The sequence below is a fragment of the Pseudomonas sp. OVF7 genome (genome assembly GCF_030644265.1).
GTDB classification, from domain to species: Bacteria; Pseudomonadota; Gammaproteobacteria; order Pseudomonadales; family Pseudomonadaceae; genus Aquipseudomonas; species Aquipseudomonas gorinensis.
Genome location: NZ_CP128996.1, coordinates 5,008,490 through 5,021,606 on the forward strand (window position 1 = coordinate 5,008,490; position 13,117 = coordinate 5,021,606).

Below are 13,117 nucleotides of genomic sequence, written 5' to 3' on the forward strand. Positions count from 1 at the left end.
CTACAAAAAAGCCTTAACTGACTGGCGTTCGGGCCTGCCCCCTTCCACATTTGATTTGAAGTGTTGCTTTAACCGCGCAGGGCCTTAAGTTTGGCGAGCACCCCTTCCGCCGTCTGCTCGCCCATCAACTGCTCACGCACCTTGCCCTTGTCATCGATGATGTACGTCACCGGCAACGCCTCGCTGCGCGGAATATCGAAGATCCCATCCGGGTTCTGCGCCAGCACCGTGAACTTGATGCCCAGCTTGTCACTGGCTTCCTTCAGTTCCGCACCCTGCACATTGTCGAAATTGACCCCGAACACGCCGACGTTCTGCCTTTTCAATTGTTCTGACAAGGCGTTGAGCTCCGGAATTTCAGTACGGCAAGGGCCACACCATTCCGCCCAGTAATTGACCACCAACCATTGCTTGTCCAGGCGCTCGGCCGCAACCTTCTGGCCGTACTGGTCAACGCCATAGTCATTGCCACAGCCGCTGAGCAGCAGGGTTGTGATGATCGCTAATGCACCGATCAGTCGCCTTGTCATGGGGTAATCCTTCGCAAAAATGAACGTTCACTGCGACCTATCGCCTCTTACGGTTTAAGGACGGGCCGCAGCGCAGGTAGAATACCCGCCACCTTACGCAAGATGCGACCCGCACATGACCGATCTGACGCTTTATCACAACCCGCGCTGCTCGAAATCCCGCGGTGCGCTCGAACTGCTCGAAGCGCGCGGCCTTGCCCCCACCGTCGTGCGCTACCTCGAAACCCCGCTGGACGCCACACAATTGAAGGCCCTGCTGGCCAAGCTGGGCGTCAGCGCACGTCAATTGCTGCGCACCGGCGAAGATGAATACAAGGCCCTGAACCTGGCGGATGCCAGCCTGACTGAAGCCCAGTTGATCGCCGCCATTGCCGCGCATCCAAAGTTGATGGAGCGCCCGATCCTGGAAACCGCCGACAAGGCCATCATCGGCCGCCCGCCAGAGAACGTGCTGGAGATCCTGCCGTGACGGCGCCGTATGTGCTGGTGTTGTACTACAGCCGCAATGGCTCGGTCAGCGAAATGGCCCGGCACATTGCCCGAGGCATCGAGTTGGGCGGACTGGAAGCGCGCTTGCGCACCGTGCCGGCCATCTCCACCGAATGCGAAGCCGTGGCGCCGAGCATTCCCGATGAAGGCGCACTCTATGCGAGCCTGGATGACCTCAAGCACTGCTCGGGCCTGGCGCTGGGCAGCCCGACACGCTTCGGCAACATGGCCGCACCGTTGAAATACTTTATCGACAGCACCAGCAACCTGTGGCTCACCGGCGCCCTGGTCGGCAAGCCGGCGGGTGTATTCACCTCCACCGCCAGCCTGCACGGCGGCCAGGAGACTACGCTGATGTCGATGCTGCTACCGCTGCTGCACCACGGCATGCTGATCACCGGCCTGCCTTACAGCGAACAGGCACTGCTCGACACCCAGGGCGGCGGTACGCCTTATGGCGCCAGCCACCACGCCGGGCCCGACGGCAAGCGCCTGCTCGACCCCCATGAAATTGCGCTGTGCAAGGCCCTTGGCCTGCGCCTGGCAAAAACCGCGGCACTGTTGGAGAACGGCCGTGGCCAGGAAGCCTAAGGTCCTGCCCCCACAGGCGTGGCTCGAACCGCGGGTCAAGGTCGCACGCGCCCTGAGCCTGTTGGCGTTTTTCGGGTTGGTGGGGTTGCTGTGCATTTACTACCTGTTCGTGGCCGACCTGCATGGCGCACGCCCGTGGGTGATCCTGCTGATCGAACTGGTGCCGCTGCTGGTACTGGCGCCGGGAATGCTCATCGGCAGCGCCCGCGGGCATTCGTGGATGTGCTTTGTGGTGAATTTGTATTTCATCAAGGGCGCGCTAGCGGCGTATGACCCGAACCGCCAGTGGTTCGGCGTTCTGGAAATGCTGGCGAGCCTGGCGCTGTTTTGTACGGCGCTGCTGTATGTGCGTTGGCGGCACCAACTGAATCGCCGGCTGGCCGAGTAAAGCGTGGCAAGCGGGCTTGTGGTGGCGAGCGGGCTTGCCCTAATGCCGTTCAGTTAAGGCTTTTTTGTAGGAGCGAGCTTGCTCGCGAAAAACTCACAGGCGCCGCGTTGATTCAGGAAACACGCGTTATCGTTGACGTTTTTCGCGAGCAAGCTCGCTCCTACAGAAGGCGATGTACGCTTAACTGAACGGCATTAGGGCTTGCCCGCGTTGGGCTGCGAAGCAGCCCTGACCCAGGCGCCGCATTCTTTCAGGCAGAACTGATTAGCCGGTCTTGGGGCCGCTTCGCAGCCCAACGCGGGGCAAGCCCGCTCGCCACAACAAGCCCGCTCGCCACAACAATCGGGCTCGCCACATTAAAACCGGCTCAATGGTTGACGGTGTACGCCAACATCATCGACAACTGGCACATCGGCCGCCCACTCTCGGCATGCCACTGGTTGAACGCACCCTGCACCGTCGCCAAGTCGCGCAGGCTGGTCGGCGCCTTGTCGACAATCTTCTGCGCATTCAATGCGGCGACCACGTCATCACTCGGCACAAACGTGTCCTTGCCCACCATGCGCAGGAAGCGCGGCGCCGACAGCCCACCCAACTGATGGCCGTGCTTGCTCAGGTACTTCCACAAGCCGACGATATCGGTCACCGGCCAATCGGCGATAAACGCACCGAAGCTGCCTTTCTCCTGCTCGATATCCAGGATCATCTGCGCATTGCGCGGCACACTCTTGAGCTTGCCCAGGTGGCGGATCATACGGGTGTCCTGCATCAGGCGCTCGAGGTGCTCAGCGCCCATCAGCACGACTTTTTCCGGGTCAAAACCGAAGAATACCTGCTCGAACGCCGGCCATTTGGCGTCCACCACACTGTGCTTGAGCCCGGCACGGAATACACGAAGCGCCAGGGTCGACAGGTAGCGATCATCACTGATCCTGCGCAATTGCGCCGGGGTCTTGGGCACTGGCAGGTGCGCCTCCAACTCGGCCGCCGAACCGAAGCGGTTCAGACAGTATTCGTGCAGCCACTTGTAATCGCGCATGCCCTCTCCTGGAAATTGAAATGAAAACGGCGCCCGTGAGCGCCGTCGTTCAGAGCGTTGAAAAACGTCAGAGGTTCACTACGTTGACGAAGCGCGAAGCGGCGGTCTCGTCGATACGCAGGCTGGTGAAGTCAAACAGGTTGCGGTCGGCCAACTGTGACGGGATCACGTTCTGCAGGCTGCGGAAGATACTCTCGGTGCGGCCCGGCGTCTTGCGCTCCCACTCCTGAAGCATCTCCTTGACCACCTGGCGCTGCAGGTTTTCCTGGGAGCCGCACAAGTTGCACGGGATGATCGGGAATTGCTTGAAATCCGAATAGGCCTGGATGTCCTTCTCGTTGCAATAGGCCAGCGGGCGGATCACCACGTTGCGCCCATCATCGGCGCGCAGCTTGGGCGGCATGGCCTTGAGGGAGCCGTTGAAGAACATATTGAGGAAGAAGGTTTCGACGATGTCATCGCGGTGATGACCCAGGGCCATCTTGGTCGCGCCGATTTCGTCGGCAAAGGTATAAAGCGTGCCACGGCGCAGGCGCGAGCACAGCGAGCAGGTGGTCTTGCCTTCGGGGATGAGTTCCTTGACTACCGAGTAAGTGTCTTTCTCGACGATGTGGTACTCGATGCCCAGCTCTTTCAAGTACGCCGGCAGTACGTGCTCGGGGAAGCCCGGTTGCTTCTGGTCCATATTGACGGCGACGATCTCGAACTTGATCGGCGCGACCTTTTGCAGGTGCAGCAGCACGTCGAGCATGGTGTAGCTGTCTTTGCCGCCGGAGAGGCAGACCATGACCTTGTCGCCGTCCTCGATCATGTTGAAATCGGCGACCGCTTCACCGGCCAGGCGACGCAGGCGTTTTTGCAGTTTGTTCTGGTTGACCGTAAGAGTGCCCATGGCGCTTGGATCCGCTGGAGGTATGTGACGAAAAGCCGGGTATTTTACCGATAAGGTTGGCCAAGTTCCAATGCGGGAGGGACCCACACTTGGCTGCATGGCCGACTACAGACCGCGCCGCGATTAACCCCACTGTTTACAGCGCAATTTGCTCTAAAGCCCTACGGTTTTTCCGGTCATCACTTCCTATACTGCGACTTGAGGTCGCACACATATCCAGACCTTTCAGGCCATCTGGCCCGTGGGCGCTCCAATGGGGGGCGATGGTAATAACGACAGGAGTGACTGGCATGATCCATCACGTCGTGGGGCTTTTTACCCATCCCGACCAGGAATGGCGGGAAATTCGTGGCGATAAAGAAGAAAGCATCGGCCACATGTACCTCACTCATACCTTGATTCTCGCGGCGATCCCCGCCGTGTCTGCCTTTATCGGTACTACCCAGGTGGGCTGGGTCATTGGCAACCGCTCCCCGGTCATGCTGACCCAGGAAAGCGCGCTGTGGATGACCATCATGTCGTACCTGGCCATGCTCGGCGGCGTAGCGGTCATGGGCGCCTTCATTCACTGGATGGCGCGCACCTACGACGCCAGCCCCAGCATGGCGCGTTGTGTCGCCTTTGCCACCTACACGGCGACACCGCTGTTTATCGGCGGGCTCGCGGCGCTCTATCCGCATATGTGGCTCGGCATGGTGGTCGGAACGGCAGCCATTTGCTACACGGTGTACCTGCTGTACGTAGGGCTGCCGACTTTTATGAACATCGACCCCGATGAAGGCTTCCTGTTTTCCAGCTCGGTACTGGCCGTGGGCCTGGTGGTGCTGGTCGCGATCATGGCGTTTACCGTGATTGTCTGGGGCCTGGGCGTGGGCCCGATCTACACCAACTGAGTATTCACACCGCAGGCAAGGCCACCGCAAGGTGGCTTTGTGCGTCATGCATGACCATTCGGCGCCTGACAGATTCGGAAACACCCAGCTTTGCGGCATACTGGGCACCTCTGGAGATATGTACAGCATGCCCGAGCAACTCAATACCCGCGTCGAAGATTGTTTCCTGCTAGCCGAATCCTTTTTCAAACGAAGCTTCAAACGCCCCCAGGTCAGCCTCAAGCTGCGGGGCCAGAAAGCCGGTGTCGCGCATTTGCATGAGAACCTGCTGCGCTTCAACCCACAGTTGTACCGAGAAAACAGCCAACACTTCCTGAAGCAAACCGTGGCGCATGAAGTCGCGCACCTGATCGCCCACCAATTGTTTGGTGAACGCATCCAGCCCCATGGCGAGGAATGGCAGTTGATCATGCGCGGCGTCTATGAACTACCGCCGGACCGCTGCCACACCTATGCAATCAAGCGCCGCCAGGTGACCCGTTACATCTATCGTTGCCCGTGTGCCGACAGCGACTTCCCATTTTCGCCACAGCGCCATGGGCTGGTGCGGCAGGGGCGGCGTTACCTGTGCCGGCGCTGCCGACAGACCTTGGTGTTTACCGGGGAAACCCGCGTCGAGTGAAGGTTGCGGTGCCTGCGAGGGCCTCATCGCGGGCAAAACCGACGCCCACAGTTGATCGACATGACAGTGCGGTCAAATGTGGGAGGGGGCTTGCCCCCCGATAGCGCCGGTGAAGTCACCCCACAACCTTGCTCCGCCGCAAATCGGCTATGCGCTGGGCACTGAAACCCAGCTCCGCCAACACGTCATCACTGTGCGCGCCCACGGCGGCGCCAATGTGCCGGGGCGCGGGCAACCCTTCCGAAAACCTCAACGGGCATGCAATCTGGGCCTGGCTCGAGCCATCCCCCCTGGGCACCTGGCTGACCAGCGCCCGCGCCTTTAACTGCGGATGGGCCACGGCTTCGCTGAGCGTCAGCACCGGCTCAACGCAGGCATCCACCCCGGCAAACAGCTCGCACAACTCCTCGAAACTGCGCTTCTCGAACTCCACCTGCAAGGCCTGCTTAAGCGCCGGCTGCTGCTCTGGCTTCAAACCCTGCGCGGCCAACTCCGGGCGCCCCAACGCTTCACACAACCGCTGCATAAAAGCCGGCTCCAGGCTGCCCACTGACATCCAGCGCCCATCCCGCGACCGGTAGTAATCGTAGAAACTACCGCCATTGAGCACATGGCTTTCCCATTCCGGCTCCACCCCGCAGGCCAGGTAGCCAGCGCCTGCCATGGCATTCAGGCTGAACGAACAATCGGTCATGCTCACGTCCAGATACTGGCCCACGCCGCTTTGCTGTCGAGCGATCACAGCAGCGAGCAGGCCCACCACCGCATGCAACGACCCGCCGCCGACATCCGCCAACTGTATGCCCAACGGCAATGGCCCGCTGTCCCGACGCCCGGTGTAACTGGCCACGCCGGCCAGCGCCAGGTAATTGATATCGTGCCCGGCGCGGTCCTTATAGGGGCCGGTCTGGCCGTAGCCGGTAATCGACACATAAATCAGCCGCGGATTGATCGCCTTCAATGCGTCATAACCCAAGCCCAGGCGTTCCATCACCCCGGGACGAAATTGCTCAAGCACAATGTCGTAGCCCTTGACCAGCTCGCGCACAATCTCCAGCGCCTCTGCCTGCTTGAGGTCCAAGGCAAGGCTGCGCTTATTGCGGTTGAGGTAGGCATGGCTTGCCGACGTCCCCTGGTCATGGGGCGGCAATACCCGTAACAGGTCCATGCGCGTGGGCGACTCGATGCGCAGTACGTCGGCGCCCATGTCGGCGAGCATCAACGAGGCAAACGGGCCGGGCAGCAAGGTGGAAAAATCCAGGACTTTGAGGGACGCCAAGGGACCTGACATGGAGACTCCTGCTGGGTTTCGAATGCCCACAGACTAGGCAGCCTTGCGCCGACCGGCAATCGTCAGAACGATCAGCGACAGTGACCGTTTTGATCATGGCGGGCTTTTTCGCGTCGGCGGCTTTATCATTGGCCCACGTTTGCTTGCAGAGTGTTCCATGAAGTTCGCGATTGCACTGTTTTCCGCCGCCCACGCGCCCTCCTCGCGCCGCGCCTTGTTGTTCGCCAAGGCCGCATTGGCCGGTGGGCATGAGATTGTGCGCCTGTTTTTTTACCAGGATGGCGTGTACAGCGCTTCCAATGCCATCGTCACGCCCCAGGACGAGCAGGATATTGCCCGCCAATGGCGTGAGCTGGTCAGCGCGCACCAGCTCGACGGGGTCGTCTGCATCGCCGCGGCGTTGCGCCGTGGCGTGCTCAATCACGAAGAAGCCACGCGCTATCAACGCAGCGCGGTCAACCTGGAAGCGCCATGGGCATTGTCCGGCCTGGGCCAATTGCATGACGCCGCCCAGGCGGCCGACCGCCTGATCTGTTTTGGAGGACCGTGACATGGCCAAATCCTTGCTGGTGATCAGCCGCCAGGCGCCTTGGTCCGGGCCGAGTGCGCGGGAGGCCCTGGACATCGTGCTGGCCGGCGGCGCGTTCGACCTGCCCATCGGCCTGCTATTGCTCGATGACGGCGTGTTCCAACTGGCCCCGCACCAGGACGCCAAGGCCGTGCAGCAAAAAGACCTCAGCGCCAACCTGCAGGCGCTGGGACTGTTTGGCATCGACGACGTGTTCGCCTGCAGCCACAGCCTCGCCGCCCGCGGGCTTGTGCACTCGACCCTTGCCCAGCCGCTGGACAGCGCAGCCATCACCCAGCTGATTGACCGTTACGACCAGGTGATCACCCTCTGATGTCGACTTTACATGTGATATCCCACTCCCCGTTTACCGATAGCCGCCTCGAGAGCTGCCTGCGTATCTGCGGCAGCGAGGACGCCATCCTGCTCTGCGGCGATGGCGCCTACGGTCTGCACGCCCCTGCCCTGCTGACCAGGGGGGTGAAGGTCTTTGTGCTGGCCGAGGACATGCTGGCGCGTAATCTACCGCTGCCAGACTGGGCCGATAGCGTGGACTACCCGGGTTTCGTGCAGTTGTCGATTGACTACGACAAGGTCAACAGCTGGTTATGAACACCCTGACCGTAGGCGCTCGTACCCTTGAACTGGACAAGGACGGCTACCTCGTCGACCTGAACGCATGGTCCGTCGACGTGGCCAACGCCCTGGCCGCCGCCGAGCCTCTGGAGTTGACCGCGGACCACTGGGAAATCCTCGAGTTGCTGCGCCAGTTCTATGCCGAATTCCAGCTGTCCCCCGCCACGCGCCCCCTGATCAAGTACACCGCCTTGAAGCTGGGCCCGGAAAAGGGCAACAGCCTGCACCTCAACAAACTGTTCAACGGCACTCCCGCCAAACTCGCCGCCAAGCTGGCGGGCCTGCCAAGGCCGACGAATTGCTTATGACCGACTTTGCCCCGCTGACCCTCGAAACTCCCGCCGAGCACCCCTTTGCGCAATTCGTACGCATCCTGGGCAAAGGCAAACGCGGCGCGCGCAACCTGACCCGCGAAGAAGCGCGCGAAGCCATGGGCATGCTGCTCGATGAAAAGGTCGAGGACACCCAGCTCGGCGCCTTCCTGATGCTGTTGCGGCATAAGGAAGAAAGCCCTGAAGAGCTCGCTGGCTTCACCGAAGCCGTGCGCGAACGCCTGCACGCACCGGCACTGAACGTAGATGTCGACTGGCCAACCTATGCCGGCAAGAAACGCCACCTGCCCTGGTTCCTGCTGGCGGCCAAATGCCTGGCACAACATGGCGTGCGCATCCTGATGCACGGCGGCGGCGCACACACCGCCGGCCGGTTGTACACCGAGCAATTGCTGGAAGGCTTGCAGATCCCGCTGTGCCGCAACTGGCAGCAGGTCGAGGCGGCCTATGAACACGGCAACCTGGCGTTTATCCCGCTCGGCGATTGGGCACCGCAACTGCAACGCATGATCGACTTGCGCAATACCCTGGGCCTGCGTTCACCGATCCACTCCCTGGCGCGCCTGCTCAACCCACTGAATGCCCGGTGCGGCCTGCAAAGCATTTTCCACCCGGGCTACCAGGGTGTTCATCGCGATGCCAGCGGCCTGCTTGGCGACAATGTGATTGTGGTCAAGGGCGACGGTGGCGAGATCGAGATCAACCCCGACACGCTCAGCCACCTGTACGGCACCACGGGCGGGGCCAGTTGGGACGAAGAATGGCCCGCCCTCTCCGCCCAGCGCCATGTCAAGCCGGCCACGCTTGAGCCGGAGCACTTGAAAGCACTGTGGCGCGGCGACGTCGAGGACAGCTACCCGCAACTGGCCCTGATCGCCACCATGGCGTTGGCGCTGCGCGGCCTCGGCCACCCACGGGAACAGGCGTTCGAATTGGCCCAGCAATACTGGGACGCGCGGGACAAATCGATTTAATCGATCATTAACTTCCGGTCTTTGCGCTTTTAGTTCGAACTCATCCCTCTAGACTGGGCTCCAACGTTTATTAGCCAAGGAGCCCATCATGGGTTTGCTGATCAAAGGACACTGGCATGACCAGTGGTACGAAAGTAGCGCCGATGGCGCCTTCCAACGGGAACAGGCGCAACGCCGCAACTGGGTGACCGCCGATGGCCAGCCCGGGCCAAGTGGTGAGGGTGGCTTCAAGGCCGAGGCCGGTCGCTATCACCTGTATGTTTCCCTGGCCTGCCCCTGGGCGCACCGTACCCTGATCCTGCGCAAGCTCAAGGGCCTGGAAAGCCTGATCGACGTCTCCGTGGTCAGCTGGCTGATGCTGGAAAACGGCTGGACCTTCGACAAGGCCCTCGGCTCCAGTGGCGATACGCTGGATGGCTTCGACTTCATGCACCAACGCTATACCGCCGACACCGCCGACTACACCGGGCGCGTTACCGTGCCGGTGCTGTGGGATAAGCAGTTGAATCGCATCGTCAGCAACGAATCGGCAGAGATCATTCGCATGTTTAACAGTGCGTTCAATGCACTGACCGGCAATACCCTGGACTTCTACCCCGAGGCGCTGCGCCCAAGCATCGACACGCTGAACGAGCGCATCTACCCCGCCGTCAACAACGGTGTGTATCGCGCAGGCTTCGCCACTTCGCAGCCAGCGTACGAAAGCGCGTTTGATGATGTGTTTGCCGAACTGGACTACCTGGAACAGCACCTGGGCGACCATCGCTACCTGGCAGGCGAATACCTGACCGAAGCGGATGTGCGGCTGTTTACCACGCTGATTCGTTTTGATGCGGTGTACTACAGCCACTTCAAATGCAACCTACGGCGGATTGCCGATTATTCGAACCTTTCGAATTGGTTGAGGGAGCTGTATCAGTGGCCGGGCGTGGCCGAGACGGTGGATTTCGAGCACATCAAGGGGCATTACTACGCCAGCCACCGGACGATCAATCCGACCGGGATTGTGCCGAAGGGGCCGTTGCAGGCGTTCGATGCCAAGCATGATCGTGGACGGTTGAGCGGTAAGGGTGTCTGGAGCTGATCCAGAGGACTGGTTGGATCAAATCGCCTTATCGGGGGCAAGCCCCCTCCCACATTTTGGAATGCATTCCAATGTGGGAGGGGGCTTGCCCCCGATGCATTCAGGCTCAGACCTGGGCCTGGGCGCCTTCAAACCACTTCAGCTTCTCACGCAACACCACTACCTCACCGACAATCACCAGCGTCGGCGCATGCACTTCATGCTCCGCCACCATGCGCGGCAAGTCGGCCAGGGTGCCCGTAAACACGCGCTGGTTGGCGGTAGTGCCCTGCTGGATCAGCGCTGCCGGGGTATCCGCCGCGCGACCATGCTTGATCAACTGCTCGCAGATGATCGGCAAGCCAATCAGGCCCATGTAGAACACCAGCGTCTGCGAAGGCCCCACCAGGTCCTGCCAAGGCAGGTCCGAGGTGCCGTCCTTCAAGTGCCCGGTGATAAAGCGTACCGATTGCGCATAGTCGCGGTGTGTCAGCGGAATCCCGGCATACGCCGCGCAACCACTGGCGGCGGTAATTCCCGGCACCACCTGGAACGGGATGCCATGGGCCGCCAGTTCCTCGATTTCTTCGCCACCCCGCCCAAAGATGAACGGATCCCCCCCCTTGAGGCGCAACACGCGCTTGCCTTGCTTGGCCAGGTCCACCAATTGCTGGTTGATCTGGTCTTGGGGCACGGCGTGATCGGCGCGACGCTTGCCGACATATACCCGCTCGGCATCGCGACGGCACAGCTCGAGAATCGCCGGCGCCACCAGGCGGTCATACAGCACCACATCGGCTTGTTGCATCAGGCGTAAGGCGCGGAAGGTCAGCAGGTCCGGATCGCCCGGGCCAGCGCCGACCAGATAGACTTCACCCGGCGCATAAGGCGGCGCACCGTTGACCTTGTCGATCAGCAGGCGCTCGGCCTCATCGCCCTGCCCGGCCAGTTGCCGGTCGGCAATCGGGCCTTGGAACACCTCCTCCCAGAACGCGCGGCGTTGCTGCACATCCGGGTACAAGGCTTTGACCTGGGCGCGGAAACGCGCCGCCAACCCGGCCAATTGGCCGTAGGTAGACGGAATCCAGGTTTCCAGCTTGGCGCGGATCAAGCGCGCCAGCACCGGCGCGTCGCCGCCGCTGGACACCGCGATCACCAAGGGCGAACGGTCGACAATCGCCGGAAAGATCACGCTGCACAAGGCCGGTGCATCCACCACGTTGACCGGCACACAACGGCGCCTGGCATCACTGGACACCTGCGCGTTCAGTGGTTCGTCATCCGTCGCGGCGATGATCAGGGTGCACCCCTCAAGGTCGGCCTCCTGATAACCGCGCAACATCAGCTCCCCGCCACTGCCCAGCACCAGTTCACGCAACTGGGGTTCAATCTGGGGAGCAACCACCCGCAGCAACGCACCGGCGTCGGCCAGCAGCCGGGATTTGCGCAAGGCAATCTCCCCGCCACCGACGACCAACACACGACTGCCGCGCAGGTTATGAAACAGCGGCAGAAATTCCATTTAGCCGATGACCTCAATGCCCGCCATGTAGGGCTTCAGCACGTCAGGTACACGGATCGAGCCGTCGGCCTGCTGGTAGTTTTCCAGCACCGCCACCAGGGTGCGGCCAACGGCCAGGCCCGAACCGTTGAGGGTGTGCACCAGCTCCGGCTTGCCAGTTTCCGGGTTGCGGAAACGCGCCTGCATGCGACGCGCCTGGAAATCACCGCAGTTGGAGCAGGACGAAATCTCGCGGTATTTGTCCTGGCTGGGCACCCATACTTCGAGGTCATAGGTCTTCACGGCGCTGAAGCCCATGTCGCCGGTGCACAACGCCAGTACGCGGTACGGCAGCTCCAGCAATTGCAGGACGCGTTCGGCGTTGGCGGTCAGCCCCTCGAGGGCTTCCATGGAGGTCGACGGCTCGACCACTTGCACCATCTCGACCTTGTCGAACTGGTGCTGGCGAATCATGCCGCGGGTATCGCGACCCGATGCACCGGCCTCACTGCGAAAGCACGGCGTGTGTGCGACAAACTTGATCGGCAGTTGCTTGGCGTCGAGGATCTCGCCGGCCACGATATTGGTCAGCGACACTTCGGCGGTCGGGATCAGGTACAAGTCGGCTTCGCCATCGCGACCGATCTTGAACAGGTCTTCTTCGAACTTCGGCAGTTGCCCAGTCCCCTGCAGGGCCGGCGCCTGAACCAGGTAAGGCGTGTACGCCTCTTCGTAACCGTGCTCGCCGGTGTGCAAGTTGATCATGAACTGCGCCAGGGCACGGTGCAGGCGCGCGATCGGTCCACGCAGCAGGGCGAAGCGCGCGCCGGACAGCTTGGCGGCGGTTTCGAAATCCAGGCCACCGCTCAGTTCGCCCAGGGCGACATGGTCCTTGATCTCGAAATCAAAGGTTTTCGGCGTGCCCCAGCGGCGCACTTCGACGTTGCCGTCTTCATCGGCGCCCACCGGCACGGACTCGTGCGGCAGGTTGGGAATACCCAGCAGGATTGAATCCAGCTCGCCCTGAATCTTGTCCAGCTCGATTTTACCGTGGGACAGCTCGGTGCCCATGCGCTCGACATCGGCCATCAACGGCGCGATGTCTTCGCCGCGCTGCTTGGCCTGACCGATGAATTTGGAACGCGCATTACGCTCAGCCTGCAGTGCTTCAGTGCGGGTCTGGACGGTCTTGCGCTGTTCTTCCAGCGCTTCGATGCGCGCAACATCCAAGGCAAAGCCACGGGATGCCAGGCGGTCCGCTACGTCCTGAAGGTTGCTACGTAACAGTTTGGAATCGAGCATGTCGGT

The 13,117-nt window shown here is 61.5% G+C and carries 17 protein-coding genes; 11 read left to right on the forward strand and 6 right to left on the reverse strand.

Translation table 11 applies throughout. The features are described 5' to 3' along the window. Window positions 1–68 precede the first annotated feature (68 nt). Complete coding sequence (locus QU606_RS22585) at window positions 69–530, reverse strand: TlpA disulfide reductase family protein (protein ID WP_304997546.1); 462 nt, start codon at window positions 528–530, stop codon at window positions 69–71. Between the two features lie 115 nt (window positions 531–645). Here QU606_RS22585 and arsC point away from each other — a divergent pair, with 115 nt between their 5' ends. From arsC to QU606_RS22600, 3 genes are read left to right on the forward strand one after another with little or no spacing between them, the layout of a single operon-like run. Continuing rightward, on the forward strand, window positions 646–999 hold the full coding sequence (gene arsC / locus QU606_RS22590; RefSeq protein ID WP_024076142.1) for an arsenate reductase (glutaredoxin): 354 nt from the start codon (window positions 646–648) through the stop codon (window positions 997–999). Further along, the gene (gene wrbA / locus QU606_RS22595) at window positions 996–1,610 is read left to right on the forward strand and encodes an NAD(P)H:quinone oxidoreductase (RefSeq protein WP_024076143.1); all 615 of its coding nucleotides are present in this window, start codon (window positions 996–998) and stop codon (window positions 1,608–1,610) included. The genes arsC and wrbA overlap by 4 nt, the downstream gene beginning before the upstream one ends. Further along, a complete protein-coding gene (locus QU606_RS22600) occupies window positions 1,594–1,998 on the forward strand; it encodes a DUF2069 domain-containing protein (protein ID WP_024076144.1) in 405 nt (134 codons plus the stop codon). The genes wrbA and QU606_RS22600 overlap by 17 nt, the downstream gene beginning before the upstream one ends. Window positions 1,999–2,365: 367 nt before the next feature. Here the strand turns inward: QU606_RS22600 and QU606_RS22605 are convergent, their stop codons facing one another. Then, entirely contained in the window at window positions 2,366–3,037 is a 672-nt protein-coding gene (locus QU606_RS22605) for a DNA-3-methyladenine glycosylase I (protein ID WP_304997547.1), read from the reverse strand. Between the two features lie 67 nt (window positions 3,038–3,104). Next, window positions 3,105–3,929, reverse strand: a complete 825-nt coding sequence (ttcA, locus tag QU606_RS22610; RefSeq protein WP_150054751.1) for a tRNA 2-thiocytidine(32) synthetase TtcA — start codon at window positions 3,927–3,929, stop codon at window positions 3,105–3,107. A gap of 290 nt (window positions 3,930–4,219) precedes the next feature. On the opposite strand from ttcA, the gene QU606_RS22615 reads away from it, so the two are divergent. Both QU606_RS22615 and QU606_RS22620 read left to right on the forward strand, forming a co-directional pair. Then, the gene (locus tag QU606_RS22615; protein WP_024076147.1) at window positions 4,220–4,822 is read left to right on the forward strand and encodes a Yip1 family protein; all 603 of its coding nucleotides are present in this window, start codon (window positions 4,220–4,222) and stop codon (window positions 4,820–4,822) included. Between the two features lie 127 nt (window positions 4,823–4,949). Then, window positions 4,950–5,444 (forward strand): SprT family zinc-dependent metalloprotease, encoded by a 495-nt coding sequence (locus QU606_RS22620; RefSeq protein ID WP_041161247.1) that lies wholly within the window; start codon window positions 4,950–4,952, stop codon window positions 5,442–5,444. A 115-nt stretch (window positions 5,445–5,559) separates the two neighbouring features. Here the strand turns inward: QU606_RS22620 and QU606_RS22625 are convergent, their stop codons facing one another. Then, on the reverse strand, window positions 5,560–6,735 hold the full coding sequence (locus QU606_RS22625; RefSeq protein ID WP_304997548.1) for a CaiB/BaiF CoA-transferase family protein: 1,176 nt from the start codon (window positions 6,733–6,735) through the stop codon (window positions 5,560–5,562). Between the two features lie 157 nt (window positions 6,736–6,892). Between QU606_RS22625 and tusD the strand changes: the two genes are divergently transcribed. The 6 genes from tusD to QU606_RS22655 all read left to right on the forward strand — a co-directional run bounded on the left by tusD (window position 6,893) and on the right by QU606_RS22655 (window position 10,329). Next, a complete protein-coding gene (gene tusD / locus QU606_RS22630; RefSeq protein WP_041160966.1) occupies window positions 6,893–7,285 on the forward strand; it encodes a sulfurtransferase complex subunit TusD in 393 nt (130 codons plus the stop codon). A 1-nt stretch (window position 7,286) separates the two neighbouring features. Continuing rightward, window positions 7,287–7,637, forward strand: coding sequence for a sulfurtransferase complex subunit TusC (tusC, locus tag QU606_RS22635; RefSeq protein WP_024076151.1), 351 nt, complete (start codon window positions 7,287–7,289; stop codon window positions 7,635–7,637). Next, window positions 7,637–7,915 (forward strand): sulfurtransferase complex subunit TusB, encoded by a 279-nt coding sequence (tusB, locus tag QU606_RS22640; protein WP_024076152.1) that lies wholly within the window; start codon window positions 7,637–7,639, stop codon window positions 7,913–7,915. Before tusC ends, tusB begins: the two co-directional genes overlap by 1 nt. Continuing rightward, complete coding sequence (locus QU606_RS22645; RefSeq protein ID WP_024076153.1) at window positions 7,912–8,247, forward strand: TusE/DsrC/DsvC family sulfur relay protein; 336 nt, start codon at window positions 7,912–7,914, stop codon at window positions 8,245–8,247. Before tusB ends, QU606_RS22645 begins: the two co-directional genes overlap by 4 nt. Further along, complete coding sequence (locus tag QU606_RS22650; protein ID WP_024076154.1) at window positions 8,244–9,245, forward strand: glycosyl transferase family protein; 1,002 nt, start codon at window positions 8,244–8,246, stop codon at window positions 9,243–9,245. The genes QU606_RS22645 and QU606_RS22650 overlap by 4 nt, the downstream gene beginning before the upstream one ends. 88 nt (window positions 9,246–9,333) lie before the next feature. After that, a complete protein-coding gene (locus QU606_RS22655; protein ID WP_304997549.1) occupies window positions 9,334–10,329 on the forward strand; it encodes a glutathione S-transferase family protein in 996 nt (331 codons plus the stop codon). A 106-nt stretch (window positions 10,330–10,435) separates the two neighbouring features. Here the strand turns inward: QU606_RS22655 and cysG are convergent, their stop codons facing one another. Continuing rightward, window positions 10,436–11,830 (reverse strand): siroheme synthase CysG, encoded by a 1,395-nt coding sequence (gene cysG, locus QU606_RS22660; protein ID WP_024076156.1) that lies wholly within the window; start codon window positions 11,828–11,830, stop codon window positions 10,436–10,438. After that, a complete protein-coding gene (serS, locus tag QU606_RS22665; protein WP_304997550.1) occupies window positions 11,831–13,111 on the reverse strand; it encodes a serine--tRNA ligase in 1,281 nt (426 codons plus the stop codon). Between the last annotated feature and the right edge of the window lie 6 nt (window positions 13,112–13,117).